This window comes from Paraburkholderia sp. BL18I3N2, from assembly GCF_003001875.1.
In the GTDB taxonomy this organism is placed as follows: Bacteria; Pseudomonadota; Gammaproteobacteria; order Burkholderiales; family Burkholderiaceae; genus Paraburkholderia; species Paraburkholderia phytofirmans.
Genome location: NZ_PVNC01000005.1, coordinates 194072 through 213001, shown reverse-complemented (window position 1 = coordinate 213001; position 18930 = coordinate 194072). Strand labels below are relative to the sequence as shown.

The following is an 18930-nucleotide window of genomic DNA, read 5'->3' as shown; positions in this document are numbered from 1 at the left end:
GCGCGGCAGAGTTGCGGAACGCACGCGCGTGCGCCCCTGAATGTCGGGCGAGCGCATGCTGACCACGTTAGCAATTGCGGGCTATCGCTCTTTGCGCGAGTTGATCGTGCCGCTCGGCAGGCTGAACGTAATCACAGGTCCGAACGGCAGCGGCAAATCGAGCGTGTATCGCTCGCTGCGGCTGCTGGCCGAAGCCGCGCGCGGCGGGTTGATTACCTCGCTCGCGCGCGAGGGCGGCTTGCCATCGACGCTATGGGCCGGTCCTGAGCGCTTTTCGCGAGCCGTGCTGGCGGGCGAGTTCGCGGTGGAACCGCTGCGCCGCAAGGAGCCGGTCAGCTTGCGGCTCGGTTTTTCCGGCGATCAATTCGGCTACGCGATCGATCTCGGTTTGCCGCTCGTGAATCGCGCCACGCGCTTTCCGCTCGATCCGACTATCAAGCGCGAATGCATCTGGAGCGGCCCGGTGATGCGGCCGTCGGCCTTGCTGGTCGATCGCCACGGCCCGGCGCTGCGCACGCGCGACGAGCGCGGCGACTGGCAAACCATTGCGCAACCCGTCGCCAGCTTCGACAGCATGATGACGGAGTTCTCCGACCCGCGCACCGCGCCCGAGATGATCACGGTGCGCGAGCAGATCCGCTCGTGGCGCTTCTACGACCATTTCCGCACCGACGCCGAGGCGCCCGCGCGCCTGCCGCAGATCGGCACGCACACGCCCGTGCTCGCGAACGACGGCACGGATCTCGCCGCCGCCTTGCAAACCATTCGCGAGATCGGCGATCCGGCCGCGCTCGATGCGGCCATCGACGACGCCTTTCCCGGTTCGCGCCTCGACGTCGCGACCCAGGACGGCCGCTTTGAAGTGACGATGCAGCAGCACGGTCTGCTGCGGCCGCTGAAAGGCGCGGAGTTGTCGGACGGCACCTTGCGCTATCTGCTGCTGGTCGCAGCCTTGCTGACGCCGCGTCCGCCCGAGTTGCTGGTGCTGAACGAGCCGGAGACGAGTCTGCATCCGGACCTGCTGCCGGCGCTCGCGCGCCTGATCGCGCAAGCTGCCGCGCATTCGCAGGTGCTGGTGGTGTCGCACGCGGCGCGTCTGATCGCGGCGCTCGAGCGCGAAGAGGCGAGCCAGTCGATCGTGCTGGAGAAGCAGTTTGGCGCAACTCGCATTACCGATGCCGACGATCGCGATCTGCCGCCGTGGAAATGGCCTGCGCGTTGAGCACAAAAAGCCGTTCACGCGCCGAGCCGTATGTAAGCTGAATGTAACAGCACCGAGGAAATGCAAGACCAGGGGCTTTTTGTTGTCCTGTAGTGAATAATGCTGCGATGCCGGTGGTGCAGGCGGCCGGCTTGGGCCGTTGCATTGATCGGAGGTATCGGCGCTGTCATACTCGGCGCCGCTGACGCGCACCGCCTCGGGGCGCAAGCCGTCAGCTCACGGAGACAAAATATGAAGATTGCGCAGATCGCCCCATTGACCGAATCGGTGCCGCCGAAGCTGTACGGCGGCACGGAGCGCGTCGTGTCGTACATCACCGAAGCGCTGGTCGATCTCGGCCACGACGTGACGCTGTTCGCGAGCGGCGACTCCGTTACGAGCGCCAAGCTCGAAGCCGTCTGGCCGCGCGCGCTGCGTCTCGATCCGGGCATTCGCGACCGCGTGGCGCCCCATATGCTGCTGATGGAACTGGTGCGCCGCCAGGCCGAGAATTTCGACGTTCTGCATTTTCACCTCGACTACTACTCGTTCTCGGTGTTCAAACGCCAGGACACGCCGTTCGTGACGACCATGCACGGCCGCCTCGATTTGCCCGAGCAGCAGCCGGTGTTCGACACGTTCAACACCGCGCCGGTGATTTCGATTTCGAATTCGCAGCGGCATCCGCTGCCGCAGGCCAAGTGGCTGACCACCGTCTATCACGGCTTGCCGGAGCAGCTCTACACACCGCAGCCGGTCGAGCAGAAGTACCTCGCGTTTCTCGGCCGGATCTCGCCGGAAAAGCGCGTCGATACCGCGATCCGGATTGCGGGCCGCTGCGGCATGCAGATTTGCATCGCCGCCAAAGTGGATGCCGCCGATCGCGAGTACTTCGAGCGCGACATCCGGCCGTTGCTGGATTTGCCCCACGTGAAGTTCATCGGCGAGATCGCGGATCACCAGAAGGCCGAATTCCTGTCCGGCGCGCACGCGCTGCTGTTTCCCATCGATTGGCCGGAGCCGTTCGGCCTCGTGATGATCGAAGCGATGGCATGCGGCACGCCGGTGATCGCGTTTAACCGCGGCTCCGTGCCGGAAGTGCTGGAAGACGGCGTGACGGGCTATATCGTCGAAGACGAAATCGGCGCGGTGGCGGCGGTCAATCGCCTGCACAAGATGCCGCGCGCGGGCGTCCGGCAACGCTTCGAGGAGCGCTTTACCTCGCATCGCATGGCGCAGCAGTATGTGGATGCGTATCAGATGGTGATTCGCGCGCAGAAGCGTTCGCGCTTCAAGGTGATCGATACGTCGGGAAGCTGAGCCGAAGCGATTCGACTCGAGCGGCAGGGTAAAAAAGAGCGGCGATGCGTGATGCGCATGGCCGCTTTTTGTTGGCGTGCGACTCGAGACTTGGGGCTGCCGCGACAGGCACCGCGCGGTGGTGATGGACCGCGCGCGATTGCGGCCCACAAAAGCTCACCGGCGCGGCGCATGCCGCGTTGCTGACGTTGCAAAGGCAGGCTGCGCAGGATTGCGTCTGATCCGGCCACCGCTGCTTACGGAACCCGGCGGATCAGACGCACACCTCGCAGACCGGCCATCGGCTAACGCGCCCGGCTAGATCTTCAGGCGCGAAACCTTGGTGCCCTGCAGCGATACATCGGCCATCAGACCGGCGTTGGTCAGCACGAACACTTCGACCGGAGCGGTGGCCGTGGTGGTGTCAATCGCGCCGTTGGCGCCCATCTTGATCAGCGCGACGGACGCGTCGCCGCCCGCCGACCAGCCGTCGGCATTGCGGAATTTGTCCAGTGCGTCCTGCGTCATGAACAGGAAGATGATCGCCTTCGACTGCGCACCCGCCTGCAGGCCGAACGAACCGGAAATCGTGCTGTAGTAACCGACCGTGCTGCCGCCTACGCGCAGCGAACCTTCGCCATACTGTCCGCCGACAACGAAGCCCACCTGCAGCACCGATGGGAACACGAGGACGCCGCGCGCCTTCGAGACCAGTTCACGCGAACCCTTCACGGTCGTATAGAGCCGCGACATGGTGCCCTCGACGCTAGCGTCGATCGACTGGCGTTTGGCTGAATCGGTGGCGGGGGTATCGGGGTTGCCTTTATTGGTCGTACAACCGGCGAGTGCAAGGCCTCCGAAAGCGAGCGCAGCGGTAGTCTTCAACATGAAGTTTCGTCTTTGCATCGTTTTTCTCCGTCATGGTTCCGGGGCGCAACCTCATCTGATTAGCCAGGTTGCCTTTGAGTTATATCACACGCAAGCACAAAAGGCGCACTTCCTCGTCAGGCGAAAAGCCTTGTGCAGCGGGGGTTTCGGGCTAATCGTAAGGCGCCGTGCCGTAATTTTGACCGACGGCGGAGTACAGCTTGAGGCTACGCAAAGCGCGCGTTTGAATGGGTTCGGACGAGTCGCGCCGAGTTTCACCAAAGCCAATAGGAGCAAGAGGGCGATCGTTTGGAGCATTCATTTTTACCGATTTTGCGCTGCCCGAACCGACATCGAAATCGATTTGAAAGTGTTGCCGTGACGCCGCAGCTCGGCCCGGAATTCGGCCCGGAATTCGCCTCGTTAATCGGCCCTTTGATCGGCCCGAGATCCGGCCGTTTCGATCTGGGCGCGCGTTCAACCGTGGTTCGCCGGACTCTTGACCGCCGGCGGACGCCGCAGCGCGCGGCGCACCATGCCGATCAGCACGCCCAGCACAAACAGCGCCACGGCCGGCACGATCCAGTAGCCAACGAACGCGTGCCACAGATAGGCCATCAGAGTGGAGCGGCGCACGCTGTATTCATTGCGGGCGTCCTGCTGACGCGGCGCGTTGGCCGCCAGCACATCGGCCGGACAGCCCGCGGCCTGCGCTTCGTCGGGCTTGCCACGGCAGCGCGCGGGGGCGCCGGCGGCGCGCTGCGCGTCGGTGAAATTCCAGCTGGTCAGCGCACGGTCGAGGTCGACAGCGTTGTACGCCATTTCCTCCCGGATTTCGCTCACCGCCACGATCGCCACGGGCACCGCCCAAAATATGATGACGACCAGCCACCGCCTCAACCAGCGGTTTTTATGCTTCGATACCATCCTTGCCTCCGATGGATGCTCTGCAGCACCAACGACAAGATGGCGGCCCGTCTAATGTTGTATGGGGGTGGGCCGTCTCCGCAGCCATCATAGAAGAAAAATGGCGGGTTCGGGCGGATGGGGTACGCAGGAAGGGGCGGGCACGCGCAGAGCTAGCGCAGGCCAACAGCACCGCAGTGTTCGAGTTGAACGCGCGCAGGCGCCGCGCTTGTCGCGCGGCGCCGATTCGTTGTGTTTAATTAGCCGGTGCGGACGACAGGCAGCTCTTCATGAACGCCTTGCGGTCATCACCTTTCTTGCCCGTGGCTTGCGTGTTGCACGCCTTCATCTTGTCCTGCTGGCTCATCGGCGCAGCGGCGGCCGGCTTCGCGGACAGGCAGGTCTTCATGAACGCCTTGCGGTCGTCGCCCTTCTTGTCGCCGGCCTGCTTGTTACAGTCGGCCATTTTGGTTTGCTGGCTGTTCTCTGCGAACACCGGCGAAGAAACGAGGACAGCACCCAGAACGAGCGTAGCGATAGCGGATTGGATTTTCATGTGACACTCCATCGGTGGTGAAAACGTTTTTGGTCGTTCATGCGCGCGGGCGTCAACGGTATCCAGGACCCTCGGCACGTCCATTATGGCAAATGCTGTCTGCCAGAACGGCTAAAAGCGCAATCCGGTTGACAGGCGCTGACGCTGGTTTTCCCTTACGCGACGGGGACTGAGGGCGGATTAGAGGATGAAATGCGAATGGCGCGACCATGGAGTTATGTTATGCATTCCAGATTAAATTCATGGGGCGAATTCAAACGAATTAGCACTAAACAATTCCATGAGACCGGTGAAAAATTAGCGCATGCTTTGCGCATTGCTGCACTTGCAATTGAATTGTAATTCGGCATGAAATTCCACCACCCAACATATGGGTAATATCGACCAGAAGGCATGCCGCCGATTGCGCAGCTGATCCGCTCGTACACCGGCCGAGGAGGCTCGTTATGCACTATCTGTTGATGTACGACCTGGTGTCCGACTATCTCGAACGGCGCGCAGCGTATCGCGATGCGCATCTGAAGCTGGCGTGGGCGGCCACCGAGCGCGGCGACTTGTTGCTGGCCGGAGCCTTGGCCGAGCCCACGGACACCGCCATACTGCTCTTTCAAGGCGACTCAGCCGCTGCCGCCGAAGCCTTTGCCAAGGCCGATCCATATGTACTCGCCGGTCTCGTGACACGCTGGCGCGTGCGTGAATGGACGACGGTGGTAGGCGAGGGCGCGGCGAAACCTGTGCGCTGAACGCTGGTCTACTGGTTGAATCGGCAAAGGGGTGAGTGACGAACTCCGTCGTTCGATTGGTGGTCCTGCGGCGTTCACACCGCGCGATTTCCTTCGCGTTGATGCACCGCACATAGATTGATCAACGCCGCTTGCGGCTCTTCAGTCGACCGGCTAATGCCGAGCCAAATCGCATTGAAATCCGGCGCCGGACGAACAACAGATTCATAAACGTTATTCGCCGCGATACCTGTGCGTTGTGCGGTGCAATAGCGCCATTTTTCTGCTGGAAGCGACGCGACTTTTATGACGGCATTGCGAGCAATGACGCAGCAAAAAGGACAAGATTGTTTCCATCCGTAACACTTGTCTCATTCATATTCACGCAAACCCTGGGGATGGTATGCTTCGTGCACAAATTCTCCCATGCACGAGTGAGACCACGTTTTGTGCTTCGCAATAGGGACGAACCGCACTAAGTCGGGGCGGTATTGACCAGACAACAAAACGTACAAAACATATTTGTGCAACCGAGGCCTGCACACGGGTCGTGAAAGTTGAATCCGTGGCAGTCCAAAGCCGCGGCCTGGCCAGGCTGCGTGGAGAAAACCCAATGTTTTTCGATGAGCTAAGCAATGACGAATGGGCGCTGCTGGCAGCGCTTGTTTCAGATGAGCCGGCCGTCCGTCTAAACCGACGCGGCCGGCCCCGCGCCGAACCGCGCATCGTGGCGAATGCCGTCCTGTGGATTCTGACAACCGGTGAACCCTGGTCCAAACTGCCAGGGCGTTATCCGTCGGGTCCGACTTGCCGGCGCCGTTTTGAAGAGTGGCAATTGAACGGCACGCTGCTCGAGATGGTTCGGCTGTTATCGCAAACCGGGCGCACCTTTGCGTACGTCCCCCAACCGGCGCCGCCCGTCGCGGCCAAACCTGCGGCACCGGTAGCGGAAACTCCCAGCGTGCGCGACGAGCATCTGCGTGGCGTGTCCTGGAGGAGCCCCGAGTCATGGCAAGCGCCAGGCGGCGTGTCGAGCAGCCTGGGCAACTGGCGTTCGGCTGATCCGATTGCCGACATGACGCGTCAGTTGTCCGGCGTCACGCATGTGCCGCCGGTGTCTCGTGCGCCAGCCGCACCCGTCGCAGCGCCCGCACGGCACGTCGTACGGGCCGGCCTGCCGCGTCCGGACGAAGCGCGCGCGGTCGGTGCCGCCATGCATGGTTTGAACTCCGCCATCGCGTCGGCGCGCGGAACCTCCGCGCCCGACGATCGGCGCAGCCCGCTGTCGATGAGCCTCGCGCCACGCGGCACGGAAATCGCCGACCGGCGTGGCTACGTGATTTACGTCGCGGCCGAGCAGGTGCCGAACGCCATGTATCGGGCGTGGGCGGAAATCATGAAGGACGGCAAACGCGTCGAGCGTTCCGGTCTCGTCGGCCCGCGCTTTGCGCAAGCCGAAGCGGCGGAGCAATATGCGCTCGACTGGGCGCGGCAGTGGATCGACCGCGAATGCCTCACGTTGGCGGCGGCAGAGCAATCCGCGGCTGCGGCTCAAGCACCGGCACATGTTGCAGCAAACCCGGCGCCCGTGGCGGCACGTCCGTTGCCTGCCTTGCGCCATGTGCCCGAGCCGGTCGCGGTCAATCATGGCGCGCCGTTGCATGGACCGCTCAATGCGTTCCGTGGACCGTTGCGCCGTTATCCCGGCGAACCGGCCGGCGCCACCGCAGCGACCGAGAGCAGTGCATCAGATCGTTATCCGTCGTACACAGAACTCATCTCCCACGCGGGGTGAGCGCGGCGGCTAGCACGGCAGTTCCCCGCGGCCGGTAGGAGCAACCGCCGCAGGTTCCCGCTTCATTCGTTGTGGCATTCGCTGCGATTCACTGGTGTTGTCTGAAGGACGCCGTTCACCGACGCCCCTCGTCCACGCGCGTTACTGGCGTCCGTAGGTATCGTCGAAGCGCACGATGTCGTCTTCGCCGAGATACGAGCCGGACTGGACCTCGATCATTTCGAGCGGCATCTTGCCCGGATTTTCGAGGCGGTGGGTGACACCCAGCGGAATATAAGCCGATTCGTTTTCGGAGACGATAAAGCGCTCTTCACCACGCGTGACGAGCGCCGTGCCGCGCACGACGATCCAATGTTCGGCGCGGTGATGATGCATTTGCAGCGAGAGCCGCGCACCCGGTTTCACCACGATCCGTTTGACCTGGAAGCGCTCGCCGGTGTCGACGGAATCGTAGTTGCCCCACGGGCGATGCACCTTGCGATGGTTGGCCGCTTCCAGCCCGCCGTCGTTGCGAATCCGGCCCACGATCTTCTTGACGTCCTGCACGCGCGACTTGTCGGCGACCAGAATGGCGTCGGCCGTTTCCACCACTACGAGATCCTGCGTACCCACGCAGGCAATCAGGCGTCCTTCCGAATGCGCGAAGGTCGAGGCCGCGCCTTCGAACATCACGCGTCCGCGTCCCACGTTCTGATCGGCGTCCTTGTCCGAGATATCCCAGATCGCGTCCCACGAACCCACGTCGGACCAGCCTGCCTGCAACGGCACGACCACGCCCGAGGCCGCGCTTTGATCGTTGCCGAGCTGTTCCATCACCGCATAGTCGATCGAATTCGACGGCGAGGCGCTGAACGCGTCGCGTTGCAGACGGAAGAAGTCGCCGTCCGCCTTGCCGCCCGCGAAGGCTGCATCGCAGGCTTCGTAAATAGCCGGCTGGAAATGGCGGATTGCCTTCAGCCAGGTCGACGCGCGCATGATGAAGATGCCGCTATTCCACCAGTACTCCTTCGAGTCGATGTAACGCTGCGCGAGTTCCAGATGCGGCTTCTCGACGAAGCGATCGAGCTTGCGCGCGCCGACCTTGCCGGTCACTTCCGCGTCGGCCTCTTGCGTGTGATTAGTCGTGCCAAGCGCCGCGCCGATGCGAATGTAGCCGTAGCCCGTTTCCGCGCGCGTCGGCACGATGCCCATCGTCACGATATGGCCGGCCGCCGCGTGCTGCACGCCGGCGGCCACGGCCGCGTGAAATCCGTCGATGTCGGTGACCGCGTGATCGGCGGGCATCACGACCATGATGCCGTCTTCGTCCTGCGCGGCGACCGAGAGGGCGGCCACCGTGAGTGCCGGCGCCGTATCGCGGCCGGCGGGTTCGAGAATCAGCCGGGTCGGCTTGCCGCTCGTGCGCAATTGCTCGGCAGTGGTGAAGCGCTGTTCTTCATTGGCCACCACGACGAGCTGCTCGGTGAGCGGATAGCCGGCCTCGAGTCCGTCGAGACGGCGCGTGGTGGATTGCAGCAGCGAATCGTCGCCTAGCAGGCCGATCAACTGTTTCGGATACTGTTCGCGCGACATCGGCCACAACCGCGTGCCGGAACCGCCCGCCAGAATCACGGGATGAACCTTGAGCTTGACGTTCAGGGACTTGACTTGCGTGGACCGGGTGTCGGCGGGCGTTGCCGTAACCGGAGCTGTCATGATGGACTCCTCGAGGCTGGGTGAATGCGTCGAGTTTTATCACGAACTCAGGAATCAATAAAAGCGCGTTAAATAGAAACTATATAAAACGCCTAATCAAATTCTCAATTTCGTGAAGAAAAAATGTCCGGATAATTTTTTAAAAAGAAAAATTACCCGAAAAAAATCACGGACCATTTTTTTACCGCTGTCCATGCGTCAGAATGATAGAGGAAGGCGGCGCGTAAGCTTCGTAGGAAAACGCTCTTAAAGTGCGAGACCGGCTGACATCAAGGCTTGCAAGGCGCCACTAAAACGCCGAATTCGGTAACAATTGCCGAACAAAATTCAGAAAAAATGCCGAAACATTGACCGATACAATTTGAGATATTTTGCGGTCTTGCAGTGGGAATTTTAATATCGCTTTATCTATACCTGAACAAGGGTATTCACTCATTCCGACACAGATTTCCCAATCGGCTGTTCAGGCAGTTTTTTCGCGTGGGAAACAGAAGGGCAATTAGCACCGGTTCAGACAGTTACGCGTCGCGCATGGAATTGCATGACGCGGTTACCGGCGTTGTGCGTCCCGTCGCCGGACTGCATTTCAACCAACCAACGGATGGCACTTGACTGACGAACTGAGGGGCAGCGCATGCTGAGCGTTCTATCGAGAATCATCGACATCGCCATGGTCGCGCTCGGCGCCGCCATTGCGGCGGCCGTGCACAGCGGGAAAGTCGTGTGGCTGGACGATATGCAAAGCGTCTCGCTCGCGTTCGATTGCCTGCTGGTGGTGGTGTTTTTCCCGGCGCTCGGGATCTATCAGTCGTGGCGCGGCAAGCCGCTCTACGACCTGCTGTGCCGCGTGGCGGGCTGCTGGCTGCTGGTGGAAGTCACCGGCGTGCTGATCAGTTTCAGCCTGCACCGCTCGGACAGCCTGTCGCGGCTGTGGCTCGTCTATTGGGCCGTGGCCACCATCGTGCTGCTGATCGTCACCAAGGTGATCGTCTATTCGATTCTGCGCGGACTGCGCCGCGAAGGCTTCAATCAGCGCGCGGTGGCGATCGTCGGCGGCGCGCCGTATGGGCGCTTTCTGATCCAGCAGATGCGCAGCCGTCCTGACGCGGGCTTCTCGCCGGTCGTGGTGTTCGATGAAGACAGCACGATCAATCACTATGAAGATCCGGACGCGGGCGAGGCGATCGAAGGCGTGCCGGTCGAGCGCGACTATCAGCGCATGCTGCAGCTCGTGCGCCAGCGCGCGATCCGCGAACTGTGGCTGGCGCTGCCGATCTCGAAGGAAAAAGCGATCCATCGCTTCGTGATGGATCTGCGCAACGACTTCGTGAACATCCGCTTCATTCCGGACGTGCGCAGCCTGACGCTCTTCAATCAGCCGATGGTCGATCTGCTCGGCGTGCCGGCGATCAACCTGGCCGCCTCGCCGATCACCGATCTGCGCGTGCTGCCCAAGCGCGTGTTCGACCGTCTGTTCGCGCTCGCCGCGTTGACCGCGCTCGCGCCGGTGATGCTGGTGATCGCCGCCGCGGTGAAGATCAACTCACCGGGCCCCGTGTTCTTCCGGCAGAAGCGCAAGGGCATCGACGGCCATCAGTTCGAGATCTACAAGTTCCGCTCGATGAAGATGCACAAGGAAGAGCACGGCAAGATCACCCAGGCCACACGGCGCGATCCGCGCATCACGGCGGTCGGCGCGTTCCTGCGGCGCACCAGTCTCGACGAACTGCCGCAGTTCATCAACGTGCTGCGCGGCGAGATGTCGGTGGTCGGCCCGCGTCCGCATGCGCTCGAGCACGACGACATCTACAAGGATCTGGTGAAGGGCTACATGCATCGCTACCGGATCAAACCGGGCATCACCGGGTGGGCGCAGATCAACGGCTATCGCGGCGAAACCGACCGCATCGAAAAGATGATGGGCCGCGTCAAGCTCGATCTGTACTACATGCAGCACTGGACCTTCTGGCTCGACATCAAGATCGTCGTGCTGACGCTGTGGAAAGGCTTCGTGGGCAGCAACGCTTATTGACGGCCCGGCGTTTTCTTGCGGGCTTCGGTCACGCGTCATGTGACTAATTATTGGATTCCATTTTCCGAGGTGTAATACATGAACCTGACGATCATCGGTAGCGGCTACGTAGGCCTCGTGACGGGCGCTTGTCTGGCCGACATCGGCCACGATGTGTTCTGTCTCGACGTCGATCAGCGCAAGATCGACGTGCTCAACAACGGCGGTGTGCCGATCCATGAACCGGGTCTGCAGGAAATCATTGCGCGCAATCGCAAGGCCGGCCGCCTGAAGTTCTCGACCGACGTCGAAGCCGCCGTCGCGCACGGCGATATCCAGTTCATCGCGGTCGGCACGCCGTCCGACGAAGACGGCTCCGCCGACCTGCAATACGTGCTCGCTGCCGCGCGCAATATCGGCCGCCATATGACGGGCTTCAAGGTGATCGTCGACAAATCGACGGTGCCGGTCGGCACGGCTTCGCGCGTGCGCGAAGTGATCGCCGCCGAACTCGCCGAACGCAACGCCGCGCATATGTTCTCGGTGGTTTCGAATCCCGAGTTCCTGAAAGAAGGCGCGGCGGTTGAAGACTTCACGCGGCCCGATCGCATCGTGCTCGGTTGCGACGAAGACGTGCCCGGCGAAAAAGCGCGCGACCTGATGAAGCGTCTGTACGCGCCGTTCAACCGCAATCGCGAACGCACGCTGTACATGGACGTGCGCTCGGCCGAATTCACCAAGTACGCGGCCAACGCCATGCTCGCCACGCGCATTTCGTACATGAACGAACTCGCGAATCTGGCCGACCGCGTCGGCGCGGATATCGAGGCTGTACGCCGCGGCATCGGCTCCGATCCGCGCATCGGCTACGACTTCCTGTACGCCGGTTGCGGCTACGGCGGCTCGTGTTTTCCGAAAGACGTGCAGGCGCTGATCCGCACAGCCGCTGATTTCAAGGCGAATCTGCGAATTCTCGAAGCGGTCGAAGCCGTCAACGACACGCAAAAGAAAGTACTCGCGCACAAGATCGTTTCGCGTCTGGGCGAAGACCTGTCGGACCGCACCTTCGGCGTGTGGGGCCTCGCGTTCAAGCCGAACACCGACGACATGCGCGAAGCGCCGAGCCGTCCGCTGATCGCCGAACTGCTGCGCCGTGGCGCGCGCGTGAAAGCGTACGACCCGGTCGCGATCGACGAATCGAAGCGCGTCTTCGCGCTGGATCTGAAAGACGTGCCGCAGCAACACGCGCGCCTCGAATTCGTGAAGGAAGAGATGGACGCGGCTGTCGGCGCCGACGCGCTGGTGATTCTCACCGAGTGGAAGGTGTTCAAGAGCCCGGACTTCGATTCGCTCAAACGCATTCTAAAGACGCCGCTGATTTTCGATGGCCGCAACCTGTACGAACCGGACGCGCTGCTCGAACTCGGTATCGAGTATCACGCGATCGGCCGGCAGCACGCGCTGCGCAACGCGCCGGCCAGGGTCGGCACGAACGCCTTGCCGCACGAGCACGCGCAAACGGCAGACGCGGCCGAAGCCGGCCGCTGATCGGTCGCTAACGTACCGGTAAGCCGTCATCACGGAGCCCGCCATGTTCGCCAACGTTCTGATCGTCTGCCATGCAAACGTGTGCCGTTCGCCCGCTGCCGAAATGCTGTTCAAGGCCCGGCAACGCGCGGCGCCGCGTTCGCAGGCGGCGCCGATCTCGTTTCATTCGGCGGGCTTGCGGGCGATGAACGGCCACGCCATGGACCCGGTCATGCAACGCCTGCTCGCCGAGCAGGGCGTGGCCTCCGGCATCCACTACTCGCGGCGGCTCGACCGGCAACTCGTGCGCAATGCCGATCTCGTGCTGGTCACCGAGCGCGCGCAGGTGAGCGACGTCGAAGCGCTCGATCCGGCTTCACGCGGCAAGGTCTATCCGCTCGGCAAGTGGGAAGCGGATTCCGACGTCGCCGATCCGCACGGCGGTGCGGAAACCGCTTATAGGGAGAGTCTCGTGCTCATCGAACATCTGGTCATGGGATGGCTGAAGAAAATATGCTGATGAAAAAACCCGCTGCACACTCATTCGCGAACGGCAAGTCCACGAATCTCAGTTCGAAGCTCGCCGCCACGCTTTTGCTGACGTCCTTTCTGTCGGCCTGCGCCACCGCACCTGGCAATTACCTCGATACGTCCCGTCTGAAAGACGACGGCCAGCACGACAGCCAGACCGCCGAAACCTATCCGGTCCATGTGATCGATGCCGCCGTCGTGACCGCGCAGGCGCAAGCCGCCGCCGGGAAGACGCAGGTGCTGCCGCCCTCCAACCTGAGCGACCCGTCGCAGTACGTGTACCGCCTCGCGCCGCAGGACATTCTCGGCATCACAGTATGGGATCACCCTGAATTGACCACGCCGCAGGGCAGCACGCTGTCGGCGGGCGGCAACACCACGCAGTCGATCGGCGGCGCCTTGCAGCAGCCGTACACGGCGGCGCTGCCGGGCCAGGCCGATCCGTACGGCCAGACCATCGCTGCCGACGGCACGATCTTTTTCCCGTTCGTCGGCCGTATCCGGGCCGCCGGCAAAACTGTCGGCGAGGTGCGCGATCAGTTGAGCACCGGCCTCGTGCGCTATATCCGCAATCCGCAAGTCGACGTGCGCGTACTGTCGTACCGCGGCCAGAAAGTGCAGGTGACCGGCGAGGTGAAGACGCCGGGCCCGCTCGCCATGAGCGACGTGCCGCTCACGCTGGTCGACGCGATCACGCGCTCGGGCGGCACGAATGCCGACGCCGATATTCAGCGCGTGCGTCTCACGCGCAACAACAAACTCTACGTGCTCGACGCCGACCGCATGCTCGATCGCGGCGACACCACGCAGAACGTGATGCTGCAGAACGGCGACGTGATCAACGTGCCGGACCGCACCGACAGCCGCGTGTTCGTGATGGGTGAAGTGAAGACGCCGATCCAGCTGCCGATCATCAAAGGCCGCATGACGATCGCCGATGCGCTCACGCAAGGCGGCGGCATTCTCGACACCGACGCCAATCCGCGCCAGATCTTCGTGATGCGCGGCATGAAGGATCACCCGACCACGCCGGACGTGTACCGCCTCGACATGACGCAGCCGGACGCCATCATGCTGTCCTCGCAGTTCCAGTTGCAGCCGCTGGATGTCGTGTATGTGGGCACCGCCGCGTCGACCACCTTCAACCGTGTGTTGCAGCAGGTGTTGCCAAGTGTGCAGACGTTGTTCTACCTGAAACAGCTGACGCGTTGATCGTCGTAACCGCAGTCTGAGCCGTCGTCAGGCCCCGCGCCGCGCCGTCCGTGATGGACGTGGCGCGGGACCGAAGCAAATACCGCTGTAACCGATACGGGAAGCGAATTGTGAGCAACCAAATCTCTCCACACATGGCCGGTCCGATCAAGACCGAAGAAGAGGACGTCGTCCTCGGACAACTGGTGCAGGTGATCCTCGACGACATCTGGTGGCTCATCGCCATCGCCGCGGTGATCGTCGGGATCGCCGGCGCCTATTGTTTTCTCGCCAAGCCGATCTATTCGGCCGACGCGCATGTGCGGGTCGAGCAATCGGACAACACGTCGCAGGCGCTCACGCAGACGCAGACCGGCGCGGCGATCACCACCGGCTCGACCTCGTTGCCGACCGACGCCGAGATCGAAATCATCAAGAGCCGCGGCGTGGTCGGCCCGGTCGTGCAGCAACTCAAGCTGAACTTCAGCGTCACGCCGAAGACGTTGCCTCTGCTCGGCAGCATCGCCGCGCGCATGGCCACGCCGGGTCAGCCGGCGCGTCCGTGGCTCGGTTTGTCGTCGTATGCATGGGGCGGTGAAGAGGCCGAGGTCGATTCGATCGACGTGATCCCCGCGCTGGAAGGTCAGAAGCTCACCATGAAGGTGATCGACGACCAGCAGTACAACCTGTACGCCGCGAACGGCTCGCTGCTGCTGCACGGGCGGGTCGGCCAGCAGGAGCAGGGCGGCGGCGTGACCATCATGGTCAACAAACTGGTGGCGCGCCCGGGCGAGGAATTCACGGTGATGCGCGCCAACGACCTCGACGCGATCTCCGCGTTCCAGTCGTCCATCACGGTGCAGGAGCAGGGCAAGCAGACCGGCGTGATCCAGATCTCGCTGGAAGACAAGAGCCCCGAACATGCCGCGCTGGTCGCCAACGCGCTCGCGCAATCGTATGTGCGCCAGCACGTGTTGAACAAGCAGGCCGACGCCAGCAAGATGCTCGACTTCCTCAAGAGCGAGGAGCCGCGCCTGAAGTCCGATCTCGAACGCGCCGAAGCCGCGCTGACCGCGTATCAGCGCCAGTCCGGCTCGATCAACGCGAGCGACGAGGCCAAGGTGTACCTCGAAGGCAGCGTGCAATACGAGCAGCAGATCGCCGGCCTGCGTCTGCAGATGGCGCAGCTCACCGAGCGTTACGGCGATGACCACCCGATGCTGGTAGCCGCGCGTCAGCAGATGGCCGAGTTGCAGGCGCAACGCACCAAATACGCCGACCGCTTCCGCGATCTGCCGGCCACCGAAGTGAAGGCCGTGCAGTTGCAACGCGACGCGAAGGTGGCGGAAGACATCTACGTGCTGCTGCTCAACCGCGTGCAGGAACTGTCCGTGCAGAAGGCCGGCACCGGCGGCAACGTGCATATCGTCGACGCCGCGCTGCGCCCGGGCGTGCCGGTCAAGCCGAAGAAGGCGCTGATCCTGTCGGCGGCGGTGATTCTCGGGCTGATCGCGGGCACCGGCTTCGTGTTCCTGCGCCGCAATATGTTCAAGGGCATCGACGACCCGGACCACATCGAGCGCGCGTTCCATCTGCCGGTGTTCGGCCTCGTGCCGCTCTCCGCCGAACAGGGCGTGCTCGAAGCCAGCTTCCAGCGCGGCGGCGAACGTCTGCGCTCGGTGCTCGCGAACGCGCGGCCGAAGGACGTCACCGTCGAAAGCCTGCGCAGTCTGCGCACCTCCATGCAGTTCACGCTGATGGACGCGAAGAACCGCATCGTCATGCTGACGGGTCCGATGGCGGGCGTCGGCAAAAGCTTCCTGACGGTCAACCTCGCGGTGCTGCTCGCGAACTCCGGCAAGCGCGTGCTGATGATCGACGGCGACATGCGCCGCGGCGTGCTCGAACGCTATCTGGGCGGTGCGCCGGATAACGGCCTGTCCGAATTGCTGAGCGGCCAGATCTCGCTGGAAGAAGCGATCCGCAGTTCGCAGGTGGACGGCCTGAGCTTCATCTCGTGCGGCCGCCGTCCGCCGAATCCGTCGGAACTGCTGATGTCGCCGCGTCTGCCGCAGTACCTCGAAGGCCTCGCCAAGCGCTACGACGTGATCATGATCGACACGCCGCCGGTGCTGGCCGTGACCGATGCGTCGATCATCGGCGCATATGCCGGCTCGACCTTCTTCGTGATGCGCTCGGGCGTGCACAGCGAAGGCGAGATCAACGATGCGTTGAAGCGTCTGCGCGCGGCCGGCGTGCACGTGCAGGGCGGCATTTTCAACGGCATGCCGGCGCGCTCGCGCGGCGGCTACGACCGTGGCTACGCGGCGGTTCAGGAATACCTGAGCACCTGAGGCGGCGGGTTTGCGGATGCACTGCGAACCTCGCGCAACGACGATAACAAAGGACATCACGATGAAAGTGACGGTACTGGTTCCGACTTACCGCCGCCCGGCCGATCTGGCGCGCTGCCTCGCGGCGCTGCAACGGCAGTCGCGGCGGCCTGACGAAGTGGTGGTGGTGGCGCGCGCCGACGACGAACCGACCCACGCATGCCTGCGCGATCCGTCTGTGGCGGGCGCGTTGCCGCTCGCGCTGGCGATTGTCGAAGTGCCCGGCCAGGTCGCGGCGCTCAATCGCGGTCTGGACGCCGCGCGCGGCGACGTGATCGCGATCACCGACGACGACGCCGCGCCGCACGTCGACTGGGTCGAACGCATCGCGGCCGCATTCGAGGGCGACGCGCGCCTGGGCGCGCTCGGCGGACGCGACTGGGTGCACGAAAAAGGCCGCGTACTGGACGGCGAGCGGCCGCTGGTGGGCAAGGTCACGGCGCACGGCAAGATCATCGGCAATCATCACCTGGGTGTGGGCGGCGCGCGCGAAGTCGACATTCTGAAGGGCGCCAACATGAGCTACCGCCGCGAGGCGGTGCGCACCATCCGCTTCGACGCGCGGTTGCGCGGCGCCGGCGCGCAGGTCCACAACGACATGGCGTTCAGCCTCGCCGTGAAGAATGCCGGCTGGAAGCTGATGTACGACCCGCGCGTGGCGGTCGACCATTTCCCCGCCGAGCGTTTCGACGACGACCGCCGCGACGCGCAAACCATGGCCGCCTTGCGCAACGCCGCGTTCAATTTCCATCTGATCCTGCGCGACCAGTTGCCGCCGCTGCGTCGCGAAACCGCCTGGTGGTGGTGGACGCTGGTGGGCACGCGGGTCTATCCGGGCCTCACGCACGCGGCGCTCGCGCTGCTCTCGAAGCAGGCGGGCCTGAAGCTCACGCGCTGGCGCGCCGTGCGCAGCGGTGCACACGAGGCGCGTCGCGCGCTGTCACGCGCCGCGTGATCGCCACACCGCGCACCACGTCGCGCACGTTCGCGCATCGGCGCACGGCCCGCATCCGGGCCGCCGATGCCCCTTTCCACCGGCAGAGCGGAGTGCCTGCATGAGTACGAAAGTTCACGTTCATCTGTTTTACGGCGCCGACCCGCGCTTTTACCGACCGGGCGACAACATTGGTTGTCTGTACGGCTATCACCACGCGGAATCCGACGCGTTCAAGCTCACCTATTCGCAGGATGCCCGCGAGAGCAAGCCGGTGCGCTTGCTGCGCCGCGCGCTGAAGGCGGCGCTCGGGTTCGACTTCATCCATACGTGGCGCAACCGCGCCGAGATGCTGCGCTCGGACGTGATCTGGACGCATACCGAACAGGAATGGCTGTCCGCAGCCCTTATGCTGCTGCTGAGCGGCCGCAAGGCTGGCGCTGACGCATCCCCCTTGCTGCTCGCGCAAAGCGTGTGGCTGCTCGATAAATGGCCTTCCTACGGCATTCTGCGCAGCTGGCTGTATCGCAAGCTGATGGCGCGCGCCGATCAGCTCACCACGCTCGCCAGCGAGAACGCCGAACTGTGCCAGCGTTATTTCGCTCGCGACGCCAAGCCGCTGCTGTACGGCCTGAACACGCACGACTTCCCCGTCAAGACGCCGGCCGAATGGACGCCGCACACGCCGATCCGCATTGCCGCGATCGGCAACGACCGCGACCGCGATTGGGAGACGCTCATCAAGGCGTTCGGCAACGACCCGCGCTACACCGTGAAGCTTGCGACCCGGCGCCGGATTCCGGCGTCGCTGCGCGCGCCCAACGTCGAGATCGCGCTGTTCTCCGGCATCAAGAAGCAACACGAACTGTACGACTGGGCCGATCTGATCGTCGTGCCCTTACGGCCGAATTCGCACGCCTCGGGCATCACCGTGATGCTCGAAGCGGCGGCGGTCGGCAAGCCGATGGTGGTCACGAATGTCGGCGCCTTGCAGGATTATTTTCCGGCTGGCGAGGCGTTCTATATTCCGCCGTTCAATCCGCAGGCGCTGCGTGAAGCGGTCGATGAGCTCGCCGCCGCGCCGCTCGACGCGCTGCGCCAGGCGCAGGCGGCCGCTGCCGGCCTGCTGTCGCGCGATCTGACGACGCAGCACTACGCCATGCAGCACGTGCAGATCACGCAGGAGATGCTGCGCGCGCGCGCAGCGGCGCGCACGCGCTCGGCGGTCGGCATGGCGACGGCGGCGGGCGTGTCCGAGTCCGAGCGGCGGCCGGCGCGCCAGTCGCGCGGAGGTCTCTGAAC

The 18930-nt window shown here is 63.5% G+C and carries 15 protein-coding genes; 11 read left to right on the top strand and 4 right to left on the bottom strand.

Annotated elements, in window-relative coordinates; genetic code table 11:
- The first annotated feature begins 55 nt into the window (after nucleotides 1–55).
- Both B0G75_RS16450 and B0G75_RS16445 read left to right on the top strand, forming a co-directional pair.
- A complete protein-coding gene (locus B0G75_RS16450) occupies nucleotides 56–1222 on the top strand; it encodes an AAA family ATPase (protein WP_106308029.1) in 1167 nt (388 codons plus the stop codon).
- 231 nt (nucleotides 1223–1453) lie between these two features.
- Complete coding sequence (locus B0G75_RS16445) at nucleotides 1454–2521, top strand: glycosyltransferase family 4 protein (protein WP_106307374.1); 1068 nt, start codon at nucleotides 1454–1456, stop codon at nucleotides 2519–2521.
- Nucleotides 2522–2818: 297 nt separating this feature from the next.
- Here B0G75_RS16445 and B0G75_RS16440 read toward each other — a convergent pair whose 3' ends face one another.
- The 3 genes from B0G75_RS16440 to B0G75_RS16430 all read right to left on the bottom strand — a co-directional run bounded on the left by B0G75_RS16440 (nucleotide 2819) and on the right by B0G75_RS16430 (nucleotide 4829).
- A complete protein-coding gene (locus B0G75_RS16440) occupies nucleotides 2819–3406 on the bottom strand; it encodes a YSC84-related protein (protein ID WP_106307371.1) in 588 nt (195 codons plus the stop codon).
- 438 nt (nucleotides 3407–3844) lie between these two features.
- Nucleotides 3845–4294, bottom strand: coding sequence for a hypothetical protein (locus tag B0G75_RS16435; protein ID WP_106307368.1), 450 nt, complete (start codon nucleotides 4292–4294; stop codon nucleotides 3845–3847).
- Between the two features lie 235 nt (nucleotides 4295–4529).
- Complete coding sequence (locus B0G75_RS16430) at nucleotides 4530–4829, bottom strand: PsiF family protein (RefSeq protein WP_106307365.1); 300 nt, start codon at nucleotides 4827–4829, stop codon at nucleotides 4530–4532.
- 446 nt (nucleotides 4830–5275) lie between these two features.
- On the opposite strand from B0G75_RS16430, the gene B0G75_RS16425 reads away from it, so the two are divergent.
- Together B0G75_RS16425 and B0G75_RS16420 are read left to right on the top strand one after the other, a co-directional pair.
- Nucleotides 5276–5572 carry a YciI-like protein gene (locus B0G75_RS16425; RefSeq protein ID WP_106307362.1) on the top strand — a complete coding sequence of 99 codons (297 nt, stop codon included), beginning with the start codon at nucleotides 5276–5278 and terminating at the stop codon, nucleotides 5570–5572.
- 592 nt (nucleotides 5573–6164) lie between these two features.
- Nucleotides 6165–7346 carry a transposase gene (locus B0G75_RS16420; protein ID WP_106307359.1) on the top strand — a complete coding sequence of 394 codons (1182 nt, stop codon included), beginning with the start codon at nucleotides 6165–6167 and terminating at the stop codon, nucleotides 7344–7346.
- 141 nt (nucleotides 7347–7487) lie between these two features.
- Here B0G75_RS16420 and B0G75_RS16415 read toward each other — a convergent pair whose 3' ends face one another.
- Nucleotides 7488–9041 (bottom strand): mannose-1-phosphate guanylyltransferase/mannose-6-phosphate isomerase, encoded by a 1554-nt coding sequence (locus tag B0G75_RS16415; RefSeq protein ID WP_106307356.1) that lies wholly within the window; start codon nucleotides 9039–9041, stop codon nucleotides 7488–7490.
- Between the two features lie 634 nt (nucleotides 9042–9675).
- Between B0G75_RS16415 and B0G75_RS16410 the strand changes: the two genes are divergently transcribed.
- From B0G75_RS16410 to B0G75_RS16380, 7 genes are all read left to right on the top strand, one after another.
- Complete coding sequence (locus tag B0G75_RS16410; protein ID WP_106307353.1) at nucleotides 9676–11073, top strand: undecaprenyl-phosphate glucose phosphotransferase; 1398 nt, start codon at nucleotides 9676–9678, stop codon at nucleotides 11071–11073.
- A gap of 78 nt (nucleotides 11074–11151) precedes the next feature.
- The gene (locus B0G75_RS16405) at nucleotides 11152–12600 is read left to right on the top strand and encodes a UDP-glucose/GDP-mannose dehydrogenase family protein (RefSeq protein ID WP_106307350.1); all 1449 of its coding nucleotides are present in this window, start codon (nucleotides 11152–11154) and stop codon (nucleotides 12598–12600) included.
- A 43-nt stretch (nucleotides 12601–12643) separates the two neighbouring features.
- Nucleotides 12644–13099 carry an exopolysaccharide biosynthesis protein gene (locus tag B0G75_RS16400; RefSeq protein ID WP_106307347.1) on the top strand — a complete coding sequence of 152 codons (456 nt, stop codon included), beginning with the start codon at nucleotides 12644–12646 and terminating at the stop codon, nucleotides 13097–13099.
- On the top strand, nucleotides 13093–14322 hold the full coding sequence (locus tag B0G75_RS16395) for a polysaccharide biosynthesis/export family protein (protein ID WP_106307344.1): 1230 nt from the start codon (nucleotides 13093–13095) through the stop codon (nucleotides 14320–14322). The genes B0G75_RS16400 and B0G75_RS16395 overlap by 7 nt, the downstream gene beginning before the upstream one ends.
- 134 nt (nucleotides 14323–14456) lie before the next feature.
- Nucleotides 14457–16655, top strand: a complete 2199-nt coding sequence (locus B0G75_RS16390) for a polysaccharide biosynthesis tyrosine autokinase (protein WP_106307341.1) — start codon at nucleotides 14457–14459, stop codon at nucleotides 16653–16655.
- 61 nt (nucleotides 16656–16716) lie between these two features.
- Nucleotides 16717–17649 (top strand): glycosyltransferase family 2 protein, encoded by a 933-nt coding sequence (locus B0G75_RS16385; protein ID WP_106307338.1) that lies wholly within the window; start codon nucleotides 16717–16719, stop codon nucleotides 17647–17649.
- A 100-nt stretch (nucleotides 17650–17749) separates the two neighbouring features.
- Nucleotides 17750–18928 (top strand): glycosyltransferase, encoded by a 1179-nt coding sequence (locus B0G75_RS16380; protein ID WP_106307335.1) that lies wholly within the window; start codon nucleotides 17750–17752, stop codon nucleotides 18926–18928.
- The last annotated feature ends 2 nt before the right edge of the window (nucleotides 18929–18930 follow it).